Here is a 16,787-nt window from a genome sequence, read left to right on the forward strand (position 1 = left end):
TGGAGTATACTGAAGATCAAAAAGGGAGCCGCTCATGACACAGATTCGCCTTACCCAATACAGCCATGGGGCTGGCTGTGGGTGCAAGATTGCACCGGATGTACTGGATAGCATGCTGAAAAATGCAGGTCCTGGTGCCTTCAGCGACAAGCTGATCGTCGGCAATCAGGACCGGGAAGATGCTGCCGTCTATGACCTGGGCGATGGTCAGGGTCTGATTGCCACGACCGACTTTTTCATGCCCATCGTGGATGACCCCTTTGATTTTGGGCGCATTGCTGCGACCAATGCCATCAGCGATGTCTTTGCCATGGGCGGACGTCCCATCATGGCACTGGGCATTCTGGGATGGCCGATCAACAAGCTCTCTCCCAAGATTGCCGGTGAGGTGCTGGCCGGTGCCCAGTCAGTGTGCCGTGAGCTTGGGCTGGCGCTGGCCGGTGGACACTCCATTGATGCTCCGGAGCCCATCTTTGGTCTGGCCGTGAACGGACTGATCCCGCTTGAGCATTTAAAACGCAACAATGGCGCCCGGCCCGGCGACCGTCTTTATCTGACCAAGCCGCTGGGCGTGGGCATCCTGACCACGGCTGAAAAGCGTGGGCTGCTGGCGCCGGAACACCACGGGCTGGCACGAGACATCATGCTGCGCACCAATGCCATCGGACAGAAACTGGCGACCGTGTCGGGTGTGCATGCCATGACCGACGTAACAGGCTTTGGCCTGGCCGGACATCTGGGTGAAATCTGTACGGCCAGCAATGTGGCCGCCCGGATCGATTTCAGACGCCTGCCGCGTATTCCCGAGGCAGATGGTTATCTTCGCCAGGGTGCGGTGCCCGGCGGCACCGAGCGTAATCACCATGCCATGGGCAAGCTGATGCCGGCCATGGATGACTATCACTGGCAGTGGCTGTGTGATCCGCAGACGTCCGGCGGTCTGGTGCTGGCCGTCGACCCTGCCTATGAAGATGATGTCGAGCGTATTGGCCGTGAGCATGGGCTGACGCTTGAGGCCTTTGGTGAATGCATCACTCGAGAGGGCGAAGCGGTCTTCCATGTCCAGCAATAAACAGGGTGAGCAGCTCGTGCCCACCCTTGATCAGCTGAAAGGTACCTCGCTGCTGATTGATGTGCGCGCCCCGGTCGAGTTTGCCCAGGGGGCGCTGCCAGGCGCCATCAATCTGCCGCTGATGGATGACGATGAGCGGGCTCGAGTCGGCACCTGCTACCGGCAAAAGGGCAGCGATGCTGCCCTCAGGTTGGGTCATCAGCTGGTCAGTGGTGCCCTGCGAGAAAGCCGTATTATGGCTTGGCGAGAGGCTCTGGCCCGCCATCCCGATGCGCTGATCTACTGCGCGCGCGGTGGCCAGCGCTCAGGCATTGCCCAGCAATGGCTGGCGGAAGAAGGACTCGAGGTGGCGCGTCTCAAGGGCGGATTCAAGGCCGCTCGACAAACGCTGATGAGGGTCACCGAGCAGGCGGCCAGCGCGCCGTCGCTGGTGATTGCGGGACTGACCGGCTGTGCCAAGACCGACATGATCAAGGCGCTGGATAGCGGTATCGATCTGGAGGGGCATGCACGCCACAAGGGGTCGAGCTTTGGCCGCCAGCCCGGGCAGCCGCCCACGCAGATCAACTTTGAGCATGCGCTGGCAATGGATCTGGCCGCGCGTCGGGCGCCTTATGTCTTCGAAGATGAATCCCGCCGCATCGGCAGTGTCGAGATTCCACTGCCGCTCTGGCAGGGCCTTTGCGCCGCCCCCAGGGTGCTGATCGAGATGCCGCTGGCGTGGCGGCTGGCCCAGATTCGTCGTGACTATATCGATGATTTATGGACGCAGTATCGACAGTCCTATGGCCCGTGGCTCGGCTGGTCGCTGATGCGTCGCCAGCTGGTCAGCGCCCTGGTTCGCCTGAAAAAACGGCTGGGCAGTGCGCGCCTTGAGCGGTTATTACAGCTTCAGCAGCAGGCCTTTGAGGCTCACGTCACCACGGAGGACAGCCAGGCCCATGATGGCTGGCTGTCCCCGCTTCTGAGTGAGTACTACGACCCCATGTATCACTACCAGCTGCGTCAAAGCGAGCAGCGTCCGGCCTTTACCGGAACATGGCAGGAAGTGCTGGCGTTCGTGCGTGAGGCTGTTGATCAGCAGCGTCAAAGCGACGATGGCGAGTGAGCGCTCAACGAGCGCCTACTTGTCCAGACCGTGCTAAAGGCGCAGCCAGTCGATCATGATCCGATCCAGTACGGCGGCCTGTTGTGCAAAGCGGCGACTGTCTTCGAGCATCTCGTCGCGCGACTGCACCCATCGCCCGGGCGTTGCCAGACTCCGAGACTCGCGTTCGATAATGTCCCGGACCCATTCCTGCGTGGCTTCCAGATGACAATGCATGGCCACGACCCGGGCGCCATCCCAGGTAAATCCCTGCAGGGGGCTGGCCTCGCTGGCACCGATCGAAATGGCACCTTCCGGCAGTCCGAAGATGCGCCGATGCCAGAGAAAGGCCTCAAAGCGCTCCGGCAAATCCAGGTCACCGTGCTCGTTGCGGTGGACGGCATGCCAGCCAAACTCGCCATGGGTGTTCAGGGAGACGATGGCGCCCAGCGCTTCGGCAATCAACTCGGCGCCGTAGCCCAGTCCCATGATCGGCTTTGAGCTTTTAAGGGTCCGCTCGACAAGATGCTGTTCACGCTTGCCCCAGCCATGCGCAACGATCTGTTCGGGTCCGCCCAGAACGATCAGGGCATCGAAATCACCGGGTCTGGGCGGTACTTCATCGGCGTAAAGGTGACACACGTTGAAGCTATGGCCCATGCTGGTCAGCCAGTCCGCCAGGCGGGCCGGTCCAAAATGAGGCGCATGCTGTAAAAAATAGATATGCATGATAGGGCCATGATGGATAACGATAATTTGATCACTCAGCATACACCGATATGGACAGGCACCGGGAAGCCACATGCGTGATGAGGTACGAGAGCAGGCCACGACCATTATTGCCCGCATTCCTGAAGGGCGGGTGACCACCTATGGTGCGATCGCCAAAATGACGGAAGGCGCCACGCCGCGCTCGATCGGTGCACTGCTGCGTCTGCTGCCGGAAGGGCATACGCTGCCCTGGCATCGCGTCGTGGCCGCCGGGGGCCGACTTGCCGACCATGGCGGCGCCAGTGAGCAGCGCGAGCTCCTGAGTGCAGAAGGCGTGATGTTCGATGCCCGTGGCCGTATTCCCTCGCGTTTTTTCTGGCCCTGATGGCAGGGCATGACCCCGCCGGGGTGTCACAACCCCGGCATGATTGATTTCGAACAGGGAGAACCAGCGATGCCCACCATGATCGCAGCGGGTTTTGAAAAGCGTCTGAGGGCGCTGTCACCACGTCAGGCACTGGCGTTCATGGCGACATTGAGCGAGCGGCTGATGCCCAATTATCGCCTCTATGCCGAGATTGGTGAGGCAGGGGATGCCCATGGCGTGACCAGCCTTCTGGCGCTGATATGGGAAAGCCTGGGTGTACGCGATGCCCGCATCGATTTCGAGCGCCAGGGTGAAAAGCTGGTGGCCTGTGAGCCACCGGAAGAGGATGACAGCTTCGGGGCGCGTATTGCCCGTGATCTCACCCTGGCCCTGTCTGCCTGTGTAGATGTGCTGTCGGGTCCGGCAGGCGAGGCACCGGTCGATGTCAGTCGATTGTCCATCGGCGGCATCGAGCGCTTTATCGAGATGAGCGCCGGTGACGACATCCATGATGATGTCGAACGCGAGGCGCTGATTGAGGGGCACGAATTGATGAGCGATGAGCGGTCATTCCAGCTGGCGGTGCTGGAAACCGTCGAAACGCAGACGCTGGACCGCGAAGGGCTTCGTGCACTGAAAGCGCTTGGAAGAAACGAGGGTTTCAGCAATCTGGGGCTGACGGCAGACCAGACGGACGATTGACCCTCAGGACCTGCGGCGTCGACGGACAACGCCGCAGGTCAGCCAGACTTACAGGCGCATTTCGATGTCATGGTCGGCCATGTACTGCTTGGCCTGTTCGATGGTGTACTCACCGAAGTGAAAGATACTGGCGGCCAGCACGGCATCGGCGCCGCCTTCCTTCACCCCGGCCACCAGATGATCCAGATTGCCTACCCCGCCCGAGGCGATCACCGGTACTGACACGGCGTCACTGATGGCCCGTGTGACGCCCAGATCAAAGCCTTCCCGGGTGCCGTCACGGTCCATGCTGGTCACCAGCAGCTCGCCGGCGCCGTAGTCGACCATCCTGCGCGACCATGCCACGGCATCGAGCCCGGTTGGCTTGCGCCCGCCATGGGTGAAGATCTCCCAGCGTGGCGGTTCGCCATCCTCGCTGACCCGCTTGGCATCGATGGCCACGACAATGCACTGGCTCCCAAAACGCTGGGACGCTTCATACACAAAGTCGGGGTCGGTAACGGCGGCCGTATTGATCGAGACCTTGTCGGCGCCGGCATTGAGCAGTGCGCGGATATTATCGCAGCTGCGAATACCGCCCCCCACGGTCAGCGGAATGAACACCTCACCGGCAATTCGGCTGACCATATCCAGCGTGGTGCCGCGCGCCTCATGGCTGGCGGTAATATCGAGAAAGGTAATCTCGTCGGCATTTTGTTCGTTGTAACGCCGTGCCACCTCGACCGGGTCGCCGGCATCCCGAATGCCCAGAAAATTGACGCCCTTGACCACGCGGCCACGGTCCACGTCCAGGCAGGGGATAATGCGTTTTGCCAGTGTCATGTGCTTCTCCGGGTCATCAGCCGCGCTGTGCTTCGATGGTGTCGCACAGGGTCTGGGCCTCGGCCAGGTCAAGCCGGCCTTCGTAAATGGCCCGTCCGGTAATGGCGCCGACAATGCCGGCCGCCGAGACATCCGCCAGCTTCTGGACGTCTTCGATATCGGTGACGCCACCGGAGGCGATCACCGGCACGCCGCCATGGCTGGCCATTTCGACAGTGGATTCAACGTTGACGCCGTTCATCATGCCATCGCGCGAAATGTCGGTATAAATAATGGCGCTGACGCCATCTTCTGCAAAATGACGGGCCAGATCCACCGCACGCATGGTGGAGACTTCTGCCCAGCCGTCGGTGGCCACATAGCCATCCCGTGCATCAAGGCCGACCATGATATGGCCGGGAAATTCGCGACACATCTGGCGGACAAAGTCCGGATCGCGTACGGCCTGGGTGCCGATGATGACCCAGCTGACGCCGGCATCGAGATAGCTTTGAATCACCTCTCGGGTGCGGATGCCGCCACCGATCTGAATGGGCAGGTCCGGGAAGCGGGCGGCAATGGCCCTGACCGCTTCTTCATTGACCGGGCGGCCCTCGAAGGCACCGTTGAGATCGACCAGGTGCAGGCGTCGCGCGCCTTCATCCACCCAGCGCTGTGCCATGGCCACCGGGTCTTCACCGTAGGTGGTCGAGTCTTCCATACGGCCCTGCTTGAGGCGAACACACTGACCGTCTTTCAGGTCGATGGCGGGGATGACCAGCATGGGGATTCCTTATCCTTGTCGTGAAATGTCCTGGGCGCGGGAAAGTCAGGGCGACCAGGCCACAAAGTTTGCCAGCAGTCTGAGACCGGCCTCGGCACTCTTTTCCGGATGAAACTGTACGGCAAAGACGGCGTCACGGCCGGTGGCCACATGGGCGCGGCTGCCGGCGTAATCGATATAGCCCATCGCGTGGGCATCGTCTTCGGCCTGAACGAAATAGCTGTGCACGAAGTAGAACCGCTCACCGGTCAGGATGCCTTCCCACAGAGGGTGCATGTGATGCTGATGAACGCGGTTCCACCCCATGTGCGGCACCTTGAGCCGCTGACCCTGCTCATCAAGTGCCTGGTCATTAAAGCGGGTGACTCGTCCGGGCATATAGCCCAGGCAGCGCACGCCGCCATTTTCCTCGCTTTTGTCCATCAGCATCTGCTGACCGACACAGATGCCCAGCAGGGGCTTGCTGGCATCTTTCAGGAGTTCCTTGACCAGACCGGTCAGCTCGGTGCGCTCAAGTTCTCCCATGCAATCACGAATGGCGCCCTGGCCTGGCAGGACCACGCGCGAGGCCCCCTTGATCGCGCGAGCATCGCGCGTGATGGTGACGCGTTCATCGGGGCTGACGTGCTCGATGGCCTTGGCCACCGAGTGCAGGTTGCCCATGCCGTAATCGATGATGGCAATCGTCATGCTGAACACACTCCTTGCCGAGCGGCATCACGCCGATCGGATGGTGTTGGGTTACAGGCTGCCCTTGGTCGAGGCAATACGCCCCGCCATGCGCTCATCCGGAGACACGGCCATGCGCAGGGCGCGCCCGAAGGCCTTGAAAATGGTTTCGACCTGATGGTGCGCGTTATCGCCCTTCAGGTTGTCGATATGGACGGTCGCACGGGCATGGCTGGCAAACCCCTGAAAGAACTCGGACACCAGTTGGGTCTCGAAGGCGCCGATGGTATCTCGCGTGAACTCGGCGTTCATGAAAAGCCCCGGGCGTCCGGAAAAATCGATCACCACGCGTGAGAGTGCCTCATCCAGCGGGACATAGGCGTGACCGTAGCGATGGATGCCACGCTTGTCGCCCAGCGCCTCGGCAAAGGCCTGGCCCAGAGTAATGCCGGTATCCTCGACCGTGTGATGATCGTCAATATGGCGGTCGCCGTCGGCATCGATGGTCAGATCGATCATCCCATGACGTGCGATCTGATCGAGCATGTGCTCGAAAAAGGGCACGCCGGTATCGGCTTTGAGCTCGCCCTGGCCGTCAAGGTCAAGCGAGACACTGATGCGTGTTTCGCTGGTATGACGTGAAATACTGGCGCGTCGCGACGACTGGGTCATGAAGGCTCCCTGCAAAAAGAAGATCATCGCCTCGAGGGCGTAATGGATCACAACGATATCAAAACCGGGTCATGCCCGCGCGGCTCGATGGACCGAAGCGTTGTTGCCGTGCGTGCGAGTACTTGCGCCGGCGCGCCATTATAGAGAAGGGCAGTGACCATCCGCTACACTAACGCCCGCAACGCATGGGCAGCTTTCCGACATGAGGCTCGAACCTGCCGGTGACGTGATCAGGTGGTACAGGGTCTTTGGGAGAATATTCAATGAAAGCGTTGTTCAGAATAGTACTGGCGGCGATGGGGGTGCTGGGGCTGCTGGCCGTGGCCGTGGTGATTTATGCGACGACCTTTCTCGATCCCAACGACCTCAAGCCCAGGCTTGCCGATGCCGTGCGTGAGCACACGGGGCTTGAGCTGTCCCTGAACGGCCCGCTGTCCTGGACGTTCTACCCACGCATCGGCGTTACCGTGGAAGACGCCTCGGCGCGTCTTCCCAACCAAAAGGCGGGAGAGGCCCCCTTTGCAGCGTTCAGACAGGCCGAGGCGCGTCTGCGCTTTGCTCCGCTTCTGAGCGGCAATATCGAAGTCGATGGTTTCACGCTCGATGGTCTTCGTCTCAACCTTGAGCGTGACGCGCAGGGGCGTGGCAACTGGGAGACGTTGATCGATACTGCCGCGCGTCAGGACAATGTCCCGCCAGCCTCGCCCTCCAGGCGGCCGCAGCGCGTCACGACCGCCGGTGATCGACCTCTTGCCATGGATATCGCCAGCATTCAGGTTCGTGATGGTCAGGTGCATTTTGAAGATCATGAGCACCATCGCGACATCACGCTGTCTTCCCTGGCCCTGCAGGCCTCCAACGTGACCTCCGGAGGGAGCTTTCCACTGGAGCTGTCCTTTGCCCTTGAAGGCACTCGACCGGAAATGTCCGGTAATGTCAGTTTGAAAAGCCAAGCCAACCTGAATCTGAACAGTGCCCTTTACACCCTCGACAATCTGGCTCTGAAGGGGGCAATGCATCTGCCGAACCTGGATGATGCCCATGATCAGAGCTTTAATTTTAATGCTTCAAGACTGGCTGCAGATTTGAGTCAGCAGCGCTACAGCTTTGACAAGGCGGTCCTTGATGGCACTTTCTACCTGCCGTCGCTGGGTGAGCACGCCCTGCCACTGAGCGGCGAGGCCAGTGGAGAGGTGTCGCTTGAGGACAATCACGCGGCTCTGACGTCGTTTGCGCTCAACAGCGGCCAGTGGCTGCGCCTGACCGGTAGCGGAGAGGCGCGCAATATGCAGGATGATCTGCACTGGCAGGGGCAGATCGATATGGCGCCTGCAGATCTTCGCAGCTGGCTGGAGCGGCTGGGGAAGCTGCCGGCCACGGCAGATGCTCAGGCGTTTCAGCGAGTCGGCATCTCTTCGAAGGTCGAGGGGGATACACATTCAGCGCGGTTTACGGATCTGGCCATCAATATTGATGATACGACCCTGGAAGGGACGGCATCGCTGGGCATGGATACTCCCCGCCTGCATGCCGATCTTACGGGAGATTCGCTGGATATTGATCGCTATCTACCGCCGAAAGCCACGCCAGCGTCTCCGACCGACGAGGCGCCACAGCCTGTGGACAGTAACGCAGCGCAGGGCACAGACGCTGAAAACGCCTCCGGTGAAGGAGCACTGGCGCTGGCCCGCTCGCTGGATCTTGCCCTGAATCTACGCCTTGAGGCGCTCAAGGTACGCGCGCTTCATCTTGAAAACGTGTCACTGCAGGCGCGGGGCAGTGATGGGGACTACCGTCTCGCAAGCCTTGACGCTGATCTCTACGACGGAACGCTCAAGGCCAGTGGTGCCATGAACGTTGGCGCGTCATCGCCGTCATTATCCCTTGAGCCGACGCTGACCGGTGTGGCGCTTCAACCCCTGTTGCAGGATGCGCTGGGGCGTGATGACCTTTTTCGCGGCACGCTCAATGCCCGGGCAACGCTGTCCTCTACGCCTGGAGCGGATAATTCTCTGCTGGCCCACCTTGATGGCAAGGCAGCGTTCGAGATTACTGATGGCGCCATGCTGGGCATCAATCTGCCGGGTCAGCTGTGTACCACGGCGGCCATGCTGCAGGGCAACAGCACCTCGCACGAGTGGGGCAGCGATACCGAGTTCGATCAGTTCGCCGCCAGCTTCGATATTGTCGACGGCGTCATTCAAAATGATGATCTGAAAGTGGCCCTGCCAGGGATTGATATTGCCGGCAGCGGCCAGGTGGATCTAAAGGCGCAGACTCTGGATATGGCGCTGGCGGCTCGGCTGGCCAACACCGCCGACACCCAGGGGTGCCCGGTCAGCGCGACGCTGAGCCGCATACAGCTGCCGCTGCACTGTTCGGGGGATCTAGGGGATGCTCCGGCCCAGTGGTGTCGTTTCGACACTGACGCCTTTCGCGCCATCCTGCAAAAGACCGCTGCCAGCGAAGGGCAGCAGACGCTGCGCGAGCATCTGGACCGTCAGCTGGAGGGTAGGCTGGGACAGCGCATCGAGGAAAAGCTGGGCGAGGATTCCGGCAGCAATCTTCGAAATGCCATCAAGGGGCTTTTCCAGTAACCACGTCACAGGGCCGGCGTCCCGATGAACGGGCGCCGGCACTTCCGAGTTTCATATCCAGGCAAGAGCCCATTCGTGAGTACTTTTATCGAGGCCCCGCAGCCGCTGGATGCCGAATATTTCCGCACCCGGTTGCTGGGCTGGTTTGATCAATATGGCCGTACCCATCTGCCCTGGCAGCAGGACCGAAGCCCTTACCGCGTCTGGGTGTCAGAGATCATGCTGCAGCAGACACAGGTGGCCACCGTCATTGGCTATTTCGAACGTTTCATGCAGCGTTTTCCGGATGTGGCCGCGCTGGCCGCGGCCGAGCAGGATGAGGTGCTGCATCTCTGGACAGGGCTTGGCTATTACGCGCGTGCCCGCAACCTGCATCGCGCGGCCAAATATGTAGTGCATGAGCACAATGGAGAATTCCCGGTCGAAAGCGTCGAGGCGCTGAGTGCGCTGCCGGGTATCGGCCGTTCGACGGCCGGGGCCATCATCGCACAGGCCACCGGCAAGCGCGCCCCCATTCTGGATGGCAACGTCAAGCGGGTACTGACGCGTCTTCATGGTGTCGAGGGCTGGCCTGGTCGGCCGGAGGTAGAGCGAAGACTCTGGCAGCTGGCCGAGCACTATACCCCGCAATGGCGCTGTGCTGACTTCACTCAGGCCATGATGGACATGGGGGCTACCCTGTGCACTCGACGACGCCCCAGCTGCCTCCTGTGCCCCTTTGAAGCGGACTGTGTGGCTCATGCCAGGGGAGAAGAGCAGCGCTTTCCCGAGTCAAAGCCAAAAAAGGAAAAGCCGGTGCGTCAGACCATGATGCTGATGCTGCGCGATGAGAACGGACACGTGCTGCTCGAGCAGCGCCCTTCAAGCGGTTTATGGGGGGGGCTGTGGGGGTTGCCCCAGTTTGATGACAGCAGGGCTCTGGACGCCTGGCTGGCCGGGGAAATGCCGGGCAGTGAAGTACAAGGGCAGTGGTCCTCCTTTGTGCACGTCTTTACGCATTTTCGACTTGAGATCACGCCGGTTCAGGCGCATCTGTCACGTCAGGGTGACCAGCACGCTGCACCAGGATGGCGATGGTATGATCCTGACCAACCCGACAACATAGGGCTGGCAGCACCGGTCAAGGCGCTGCTTGAGTCCCTGTCATCATTCACGCTCCTTTGAGAGCGCTTACACTAAGGTATTTCAATGACTCGTACGGTATTTTGCCGCAAGTACCAGCAGGAGCTCGAAGGGCTTCAGATGCCGCCGCTGCCGGGTGCCAAAGGTCAGGACATTTATGACAACGTTTCCCGGAAGGCCTGGGAGGAGTGGCAGGCACTTCAGACGCGTTTGATCAATGAAAAGCGTCTCAACATGCTCGATCCCGAGACTCGCGATTATCTGATGATGCAGATGACGCAATTTTTCAACAACGAACAAACCGACAGCGCTGAAGGCTACGTACCGCCCTCTCAATAAGTTTTTGAAATAATATTGAGAAAGGTGTTGACCCGGGAAGAGGTTTTCGATTTAATACGCAGCCGTTGGCAGCGGCCAGATAGCTCAGTCGGTAGAGCAGGGGATTGAAAATCCCCGTGTCGGCGGTTCGATTCCGTCTCTGGCCACCATCTGCTGGGGTATAGCCAAGTGGTAAGGCACCGGTTTTTGGTATCGGCATTCCCAGGTTCGAGTCCTGGTACCCCAGCCACTTCATTCTGCTTGCAGATGAATATGCCGGCTTAGCTCAGTTGGTAGAGCAACTGACTTGTAATCAGTAGGTCGAGGGTTCGACTCCTTCAGCCGGCACCATTTCGAATTGGCACTAAAGCGATTCGAAAAAAAGAAACCGCCTTTCAGGCGGTTTTTTTGTGCGCGTTTAACAGTGCAGAGGGTAGTGGCGTCTCGATTGCAGCGAGTCATGGGTAACCTCTGAGGCAGCGCAGAGCGGATTTTCCCTGCACTGCATGTCAGGAATTTTTGTTGACGACCCGTTTTTTTCACGCTATATAAAATATTCATCTTGTACATATCGTACCCCCTACCAAAGGGTTACTTGACCCGGTAGAGCGATAGGTGCACTATGATCCGGGTGGTTAACAAGGCAGTATATCGTCAGTTGTAATCGATCCTGTCGAGAGCATATGAATGGCTATCTTGTTTGTGCCCGCGGTGGGCTAACCATCATTAATTTATTGCACAGGTATCAAAAGCATGGCAACTGGCACTGTTAAGTGGTTCAACGACAGCAAAGGCTTCGGTTTCATTTCTCCTGACGACGGTGGCGACGATCTTTTCGCACACTTCTCCGAGATTCAGGCAGAAGGTTTCAAATCGCTGCAGGAAGGCCAAAAGGTCTCCTTCAACGTCACTCAGGGTAAAAAAGGTCTGCAGGCTTCTGCAATCCGCCCCGAGTAATTCGGTAGATTAAATTCTGCTGTAAAGGGAGCTGCCAATGGCAGCTCCCTTTTTATTTGCCTCCATCTTTTGTATTTATTCTGATTCCCTTCCGTACCCGCCTATCAATTCTTCATTCTTCCGTGCCTGTCGGCCTAGTAGACGAGGTGCGCACCGTATCCCCACAGCAACACGGCAATGGCGAGAAGCACTTCAAGCACCAACACGCCAATGCCCAGCGTCGAGCTTGAGACAATAAAGCCTTCCTTGCGATCGATGCCCAGAAACCCCGGTATGCCCAGATAGAGCAGGTAGCCGGTGTAGCAAAGCCCTGCCACGCCTGCCAGTACGCACAGCCATATCATGGGGTACAGAGCGACCAGGCCGGCCAGAAACATGGGCGTCGCGACATATCCGGCAAAAACGATGCAACGATTCAGGTCGGGATGGACGGGGTATCGTTGTGCCATGCGATGAATGACAAACCCCATCAGGGCGATGGCTCCCAGAATGGCGAGGTAGAACAGAACGGCCAGCTGTAATGCGCTGATGGTAGAAAGGGTGACGACAGCCGAGCGTCCAAAGTCCCAGCCAACGGTAGTCGTACCAATAAACGCGCAGACCACAGGAACGGTTGCCAATAATAGAACATGGCTGGCGTACATGTGTGTTGCGCTTTCGTGCTCACCTTCAATGTTTTTCCACTCTCGATGAGGATGAGCCATCAGGCCCCAGACATGATGAATCATGATGCACTCCCCGGACCGCTTGAGGTCCATAACAGTGTTGATGTCACTACGAACGAGCCATGCTTCATACAGTTGGCCACCGGAATGAGGTCAACTGTCTAGTACTATAGTGGGCATTGCTTCTCAATGTGCCGGTTGCAGACATCTATTGGTCGATAGGCGCACTTGCCCGGGCGGCGGATCACTTTTTAGGCCATGCTTGTCTGATGCAGATGATGCCCTGCCGAGCAGGTCGCGGCGGTGTCCGGGCGTATATTTTTCAGGGGGGTGATGGTGATCTATTTTTTGAGTAACTTGTGGGACTGGATACAGGAAAACGCCACGGTCTTTAGCGGCCTGACCAGTGTGGGCATGCTTTTAATCTGGGGCGTTTATCTGCAGCTGCTGCTGCATAACTTTCGCATGCAGCGCCGTCCTCAGATCATTATCAATCACGGCTATGGTCGAGGGATCGATTCACGCTGCATCGTCAGTAACATGAGCCAGTCTGCCGTGTTTGTCGACAGCATTATCGTCAAGCTTGAAACCAGCGATGACCAGTACGTGACTGACGTAACCGATACTGTGGACGAGCAGGGGGAGGGCGGCAGCGATGTTGACATGAAAGAGCTGCGTCAGGTGACACGGCAGGGGCCGCTGGGATCAGGCGAGTACATGAACGCAGGCACCTTTCGGACGCTGCTTCAGAAAGTGGCCAGTGAGCATGGCATCAGCGTTGACGACAGCTGCCGGCCGACCGGAGAGGTGGGCTTCAGTAGCATTGAGATTCGTCTGATCATGATCTTTGGTGCCGAGACAAGCCCGATAGGGGCCAGTCGCCGCTTCAACATGAAATACGATGACGCTGAAAAGCTGAGTCTGGTTCCTGAAACAATCGGCACGCAGCAGTTGGGCAAACGTCGTCAGCGGCTCAAGGTTCGCCGGTGGCAGCGCGATCTTCGAATGCCCCTTGATTCGGGTGGCAAGCAGGAGGAGTAGACCCTGACATGGCAACCGGGAGTTGCCATGTCAGAGAGGGGCGGGTCTAGATGTCGAACAGAGCGCCCCACTGATGATCGGTTTCGCGATCCTTGAACTTTGTCAGTCCAGCCGTCGGCGTAAAGGTCATCTCGCCAAAATAAATGGCGTCACCCACGAGGTAAAAATCCACCCGAACGTAAGAGAAGCCGTTGGCAAGCTTGAGTGCCAGCTCGAGTGCTTCATCAAGCTGTTGTGGACGGGGCATGGCCTGCCCTGTACTGACTTCGGGTCGGCGAATTTCTACCAGTTCCCAGTCCTGATTGTAAAAATCGACCTTGTAGTTGGTAAAGCGGTCGTGCGTCACTTCGATGAAAACGACCGGGTCTTCGCCTTCACGCTGGAAGCAGTGGAACTTAAAGTCCTTGGGAATGTTGCCAAGATCGTCCAGAAGCAGCTTTTCAAAAATCAGGCGAGGTTTGATATCCCGATAGTGCGCTTCCCGGCAAACATCATAAAAATCCTGTCCCAGCCAGTGCTGTCCCAGATTGTAGATCTGGGGGAAGGGATGGTCGGCCTTGTCGCGCACCAGAAGGTTATATCCAAAGCCATGATTGGCTTTCATGACAAAGCTTTCCGGTAGTGCTGAATAGGTGGCCGGTGTCGGCTCGGACTCTATTGCATAGCAGGGCACCAGATACTGTTCGCCAATGGTATGCGCTACATAATCACGTGCTGCAATCTTGTCACTCAGAACGGAATAAATGGGCTGAGGATTAATCTTGCGATAGCAGATTTTTTCGTTAAAGGTGCGCGGGTTTTTCAAATCCGGAAATTCCCCGAACACTCGTCGATAACGAAGTGCCGTATGCCACTTGTCGGGCAGGACATTCATGATGCTGCGACGCGCCAGGCGCAGGTATTCATCGATGCGGTCCTTTTTCTCCACATCGACAGCCCTGCTGTCCTGCTTCTTCATTTGAGGCTCCGATTCAGCCGTCAGCGAGTCGGCAAACAGGTTTTTTACGGCCCTGGGCATATGCCCTCCTTCATTCTTGGATACCCTGCGATACAGCTGCCCATTGGATCGGACTGTTGTATCGGATGATGTCCTTTTTGGCCATGAATAACCTTGCCGGTTAACGAATGAAAAAATCTCGCTGAACCGCTTATGAAGGTTGTCGTAGAGTTTTTCAGTGTGAGCTGAAAAATGGTACGGCGCCATCCATGGAAAACATCATTCCGATAAGTATTGGCTGCGACAGCATCATATTGGCAGCGTGTTCACCACCGGGATGTGCCGAAGTGGTGTTACAGGTCACTTTGTGTATCTTTTGTTGCTTTGTGCATAATTACCGCTGCCAGAAAGGGTAATTAAAAAAAACATATTAATGGTCCACGACATTTAATCGTGTGACGTGGCCGTACAGGTAGGCTGGAACGCGCAAAGTGACGATCATCGCATGTTTTAAATGTATCCAAAGCACCGGTTCAAGTTTGGTACATTATTTCCGGCAGGGCGAATATGGATAAAATAGACGCTTTTATGGATAAAATATTAAAAATTCTTTTCCATGCAAAAAATTATTAAATTTATATATAGCTGTAATTAGTAGTTAAGCCACTAATCAAAAAGTCATCGAACAAAAAAAGCCGCCCGGTGTGGGGCGGCTTTTTTGATGTTTGGTGGAGGCGGGGGGAGTTGAACCCCCGGCGAAGCCTTATATAACAGTAGCTTACGTCACTTGTTGCCGTCAAGTTGCCAGAACATATCGACAGCCTTTGACCCTGCCTGATGGCTGGTTGATGGCACCCACTGAGAGTAGACCTGCGCAGTCAGTACTACGCTCGTGTGCCCCATTTGACGCGATACCCAAGCGATAGGCTCGCCAGCGCTGATCATCATCGAAGCATAAGTGTGCCGTGTCTGGTATTGGCGACGATAGCGCACATCAGCACAGTTTAGAGCATGTACCCACAGCGTTTTTCGAATCGCCTGATCACCCGTCCAAGGCGCGCCGGTGCGTGGATTCAGGAACACTCGCCCACTTTCATGGTGATCGCTGAACAGCTTCTGCTGCTTGAGCGCATCCAGCGCAGCCGGTAGTAAATCGATCTCTCTTATACCGGCTGCTGTTTTGGGCGTCTCGGCCTGACCGCGCGATGCCTGGGTGATGCCTCTCGATATTCGGGCCTTTCGTCTGACCGTATCGACATCATTCCACTCCAGCGCGACCAGCTCTGATGTGCGCAGCCCGGTCCAGAATGCAAACTGAATCAATGGCCGGCCCTCATCAGGAAGGTTGGCCAGAATGGCCAATTGTTCCTCGGGTGTGAATGGATCAATTTTATCGGTTTGACCGGTAACCTTTTCCTGACGCTGATAGTGCCAGCCGGCCAGTGGATTGGTCGCGATCAGCTCATCGTACATGGCATCGGTGAGAGCAGTGCGCAACGGACTGAGCAGGTTCGAGATCCGTTTATTGGTACAGGTCAGCGAGGCCGCCCAATCACGGGCATGGGATCGCTTGAACTCGGCCAGCATCAGATGCCCAAACGCGGGGATCAGCTTTCCCTCGATGGCCTTTCGGTACCCATCATAGGTGCTGGTCTTTAGGGTAGGGCGCTTGTGTTCCAGCCACTGGCGCAGGTAGTGGTCGAGCCGATCCTGCCGGATGAACTTGCGGGCGTTTTTGCTGCCGGGAAAGGTGACGCCGTAATCGAATGTGCCGGCATCGATAGAATCGATTATCGCGGCGCGGTGACGCGCCGCTTTTTTCAGATTAGCGGGAGTGGGCTTGAGCTTGAGACGTTCCCGGCACCGGACGCCCTGATACTGGAAGTCGATCTGTATTGTCGTTTCCGAGGCGACGCGGACGCCGTCATACTGCTGGTCACCCACTCTCTATATCCTTGCAGTGAAATCAGTATCCGACCATCGGGTGCCTTGAACACCTCCTGCCCCATGCGCCACTGGCCACGTTTGATCTTGGACCGGACGGCTTCCTCGCTATAGCCCGTTTCCGCGGCGAACTTTTCAATGGTCAGGTGATCGATCGCGAGCATCGGCGCCCCCATATTCTGCTGATTTTTTTCGCGTCTTCCAGGCACTGAAACGGTCCGAAATAGTACGAAGCGTCGCCCTTGCTTGAGGGCTGCCATCTATCTCTCGCCGGCTCTCGACACCGCACGCCCGGCAGATCCAGTCGCGGGCGTCCTGTTCGATGTGGGTACCGTCCGGCA

General features: G+C 57.8%; 17 protein-coding genes and 3 tRNA genes. 12 read left to right on the forward strand and 8 right to left on the reverse strand.

Annotated elements, in window-relative coordinates; genetic code table 11:
- Window positions 1-34: 34 nt before the first annotated feature.
- The gene (gene selD, locus ACUN8C_RS01470; protein ID WP_445620610.1) at window positions 35-1,072 is read left to right on the forward strand and encodes a selenide, water dikinase SelD; all 1,038 of its coding nucleotides are present in this window, start codon (window positions 35-37) and stop codon (window positions 1,070-1,072) included.
- On the forward strand, window positions 1,059-2,180 hold the full coding sequence (mnmH, locus tag ACUN8C_RS01475) for a tRNA 2-selenouridine(34) synthase MnmH (protein WP_445620611.1): 1,122 nt from the start codon (window positions 1,059-1,061) through the stop codon (window positions 2,178-2,180). Before selD ends, mnmH begins: the two co-directional genes overlap by 14 nt.
- Before the next feature lie 33 nt (window positions 2,181-2,213).
- Here the strand turns inward: mnmH and ACUN8C_RS01480 are convergent, their stop codons facing one another.
- Window positions 2,214-2,888: a type 1 glutamine amidotransferase gene (locus ACUN8C_RS01480; RefSeq protein ID WP_445620612.1), complete on the reverse strand. Its 675-nt coding sequence runs from the start codon at window positions 2,886-2,888 to the stop codon at window positions 2,214-2,216.
- A 73-nt stretch (window positions 2,889-2,961) separates the two neighbouring features.
- Here ACUN8C_RS01480 and ACUN8C_RS01485 point away from each other — a divergent pair, with 73 nt between their 5' ends.
- Window positions 2,962-3,255: an MGMT family protein gene (locus ACUN8C_RS01485; RefSeq protein ID WP_445620613.1), complete on the forward strand. Its 294-nt coding sequence runs from the start codon at window positions 2,962-2,964 to the stop codon at window positions 3,253-3,255.
- Window positions 3,256-3,324: 69 nt separating this feature from the next.
- A complete protein-coding gene (locus ACUN8C_RS01490) occupies window positions 3,325-3,939 on the forward strand; it encodes a YjaG family protein (RefSeq protein ID WP_445620614.1) in 615 nt (204 codons plus the stop codon).
- 48 nt (window positions 3,940-3,987) lie between these two features.
- On the opposite strand, the gene hisF is transcribed toward ACUN8C_RS01490, so the two are convergent.
- Genes hisF through hisB form a run of 4 tightly spaced genes read right to left on the reverse strand, consistent with a single transcriptional unit; the run spans window position 3,988 to window position 6,865 of the window.
- Entirely contained in the window at window positions 3,988-4,761 is a 774-nt protein-coding gene (gene hisF, locus ACUN8C_RS01495) for an imidazole glycerol phosphate synthase subunit HisF (RefSeq protein ID WP_445620615.1), read from the reverse strand.
- Window positions 4,762-4,777: 16 nt separating this feature from the next.
- Window positions 4,778-5,524 carry a 1-(5-phosphoribosyl)-5-[(5-phosphoribosylamino)methylideneamino]imidazole-4-carboxamide isomerase gene (hisA, locus tag ACUN8C_RS01500; protein ID WP_108844016.1) on the reverse strand — a complete coding sequence of 249 codons (747 nt, stop codon included), beginning with the start codon at window positions 5,522-5,524 and terminating at the stop codon, window positions 4,778-4,780.
- Window positions 5,525-5,569: 45 nt separating this feature from the next.
- Complete coding sequence (gene hisH / locus ACUN8C_RS01505) at window positions 5,570-6,214, reverse strand: imidazole glycerol phosphate synthase subunit HisH (protein WP_445620616.1); 645 nt, start codon at window positions 6,212-6,214, stop codon at window positions 5,570-5,572.
- Between the two features lie 51 nt (window positions 6,215-6,265).
- Window positions 6,266-6,865 carry an imidazoleglycerol-phosphate dehydratase HisB gene (hisB, locus tag ACUN8C_RS01510; RefSeq protein ID WP_445620617.1) on the reverse strand — a complete coding sequence of 200 codons (600 nt, stop codon included), beginning with the start codon at window positions 6,863-6,865 and terminating at the stop codon, window positions 6,266-6,268.
- Window positions 6,866-7,128: 263 nt separating this feature from the next.
- Here hisB and ACUN8C_RS01515 point away from each other — a divergent pair, with 263 nt between their 5' ends.
- The 7 genes from ACUN8C_RS01515 to ACUN8C_RS01545 all read left to right on the forward strand — a co-directional run bounded on the left by ACUN8C_RS01515 (window position 7,129) and on the right by ACUN8C_RS01545 (window position 11,859).
- On the forward strand, window positions 7,129-9,462 hold the full coding sequence (locus ACUN8C_RS01515) for an AsmA family protein (protein ID WP_445620618.1): 2,334 nt from the start codon (window positions 7,129-7,131) through the stop codon (window positions 9,460-9,462).
- A gap of 75 nt (window positions 9,463-9,537) precedes the next feature.
- Window positions 9,538-10,626 carry an A/G-specific adenine glycosylase gene (mutY, locus tag ACUN8C_RS01520; RefSeq protein ID WP_445620619.1) on the forward strand — a complete coding sequence of 363 codons (1,089 nt, stop codon included), beginning with the start codon at window positions 9,538-9,540 and terminating at the stop codon, window positions 10,624-10,626.
- Window positions 10,627-10,650: 24 nt separating this feature from the next.
- A complete protein-coding gene (locus tag ACUN8C_RS01525; protein WP_445620620.1) occupies window positions 10,651-10,923 on the forward strand; it encodes an oxidative damage protection protein in 273 nt (90 codons plus the stop codon).
- 73 nt (window positions 10,924-10,996) lie between these two features.
- Window positions 10,997-11,072 (forward strand) — tRNA-Phe (locus tag ACUN8C_RS01530).
- 5 nt (window positions 11,073-11,077) lie between these two features.
- A tRNA-Gln gene (locus ACUN8C_RS01535) sits at window positions 11,078-11,152 on the forward strand.
- 25 nt (window positions 11,153-11,177) lie between these two features.
- A tRNA-Thr gene (locus ACUN8C_RS01540) sits at window positions 11,178-11,253 on the forward strand.
- 402 nt (window positions 11,254-11,655) lie between these two features.
- Window positions 11,656-11,859 (forward strand): cold-shock protein, encoded by a 204-nt coding sequence (locus tag ACUN8C_RS01545; protein WP_086620861.1) that lies wholly within the window; start codon window positions 11,656-11,658, stop codon window positions 11,857-11,859.
- A gap of 134 nt (window positions 11,860-11,993) precedes the next feature.
- On the opposite strand, the gene ACUN8C_RS01550 is transcribed toward ACUN8C_RS01545, so the two are convergent.
- Entirely contained in the window at window positions 11,994-12,587 is a 594-nt protein-coding gene (locus tag ACUN8C_RS01550; protein WP_445620621.1) for a Yip1 family protein, read from the reverse strand.
- A 285-nt stretch (window positions 12,588-12,872) separates the two neighbouring features.
- On the opposite strand from ACUN8C_RS01550, the gene ACUN8C_RS01555 reads away from it, so the two are divergent.
- The gene (locus ACUN8C_RS01555; protein WP_445620622.1) at window positions 12,873-13,565 is read left to right on the forward strand and encodes a hypothetical protein; all 693 of its coding nucleotides are present in this window, start codon (window positions 12,873-12,875) and stop codon (window positions 13,563-13,565) included.
- Window positions 13,566-13,611: 46 nt separating this feature from the next.
- On the opposite strand, the gene ACUN8C_RS01560 is transcribed toward ACUN8C_RS01555, so the two are convergent.
- Window positions 13,612-14,583 carry an ATP-grasp fold amidoligase family protein gene (locus tag ACUN8C_RS01560; protein ID WP_445620623.1) on the reverse strand — a complete coding sequence of 324 codons (972 nt, stop codon included), beginning with the start codon at window positions 14,581-14,583 and terminating at the stop codon, window positions 13,612-13,614.
- A 702-nt stretch (window positions 14,584-15,285) separates the two neighbouring features.
- Window positions 15,286-16,446 (reverse strand): Arm DNA-binding domain-containing protein, encoded by a 1,161-nt coding sequence (locus tag ACUN8C_RS01565; protein WP_445620624.1) that lies wholly within the window; start codon window positions 16,444-16,446, stop codon window positions 15,286-15,288.
- Between the last annotated feature and the right edge of the window lie 341 nt (window positions 16,447-16,787).

It is taken from the genome of Kushneria sp. Sum13 (assembly GCF_052692355.1).

Bases quoted from the DNA above. Each gene is read 5' to 3' on its own strand.
- hisF (WP_445620615.1), bottom strand. From the start codon at position 4,761: ATGACACTGGCAAAACGCATTATCCCCTGCCTGGACGTGGACCGTGGC.
- hisB (WP_445620617.1), bottom strand. From the start codon at position 6,865: ATGACCCAGTCGTCGCGACGCGCCAGTATTTCACGTCATACCAGCGAA.
- ACUN8C_RS01525 (WP_445620620.1), top strand. From the start codon at position 10,651: ATGACTCGTACGGTATTTTGCCGCAAGTACCAGCAGGAGCTCGAAGGG.
- hisA (WP_108844016.1), bottom strand. From the start codon at position 5,524: ATGCTGGTCATCCCCGCCATCGACCTGAAAGACGGTCAGTGTGTTCGC.
- selD (WP_445620610.1), top strand. From the start codon at position 35: ATGACACAGATTCGCCTTACCCAATACAGCCATGGGGCTGGCTGTGGG.
- hisH (WP_445620616.1), bottom strand. From the start codon at position 6,214: ATGACGATTGCCATCATCGATTACGGCATGGGCAACCTGCACTCGGTG.
- ACUN8C_RS01550 (WP_445620621.1), bottom strand. From the start codon at position 12,587: ATGATTCATCATGTCTGGGGCCTGATGGCTCATCCTCATCGAGAGTGG.
- ACUN8C_RS01515 (WP_445620618.1), top strand. From the start codon at position 7,129: ATGAAAGCGTTGTTCAGAATAGTACTGGCGGCGATGGGGGTGCTGGGG.
- ACUN8C_RS01545 (WP_086620861.1), top strand. From the start codon at position 11,656: ATGGCAACTGGCACTGTTAAGTGGTTCAACGACAGCAAAGGCTTCGGT.
- mnmH (WP_445620611.1), top strand. From the start codon at position 1,059: ATGTCCAGCAATAAACAGGGTGAGCAGCTCGTGCCCACCCTTGATCAG.
- ACUN8C_RS01560 (WP_445620623.1), bottom strand. From the start codon at position 14,583: ATGCCCAGGGCCGTAAAAAACCTGTTTGCCGACTCGCTGACGGCTGAA.
- ACUN8C_RS01490 (WP_445620614.1), top strand. From the start codon at position 3,325: ATGCCCACCATGATCGCAGCGGGTTTTGAAAAGCGTCTGAGGGCGCTG.
- ACUN8C_RS01480 (WP_445620612.1), bottom strand. From the start codon at position 2,888: ATGCATATCTATTTTTTACAGCATGCGCCTCATTTTGGACCGGCCCGC.
- ACUN8C_RS01485 (WP_445620613.1), top strand. From the start codon at position 2,962: ATGCGTGATGAGGTACGAGAGCAGGCCACGACCATTATTGCCCGCATT.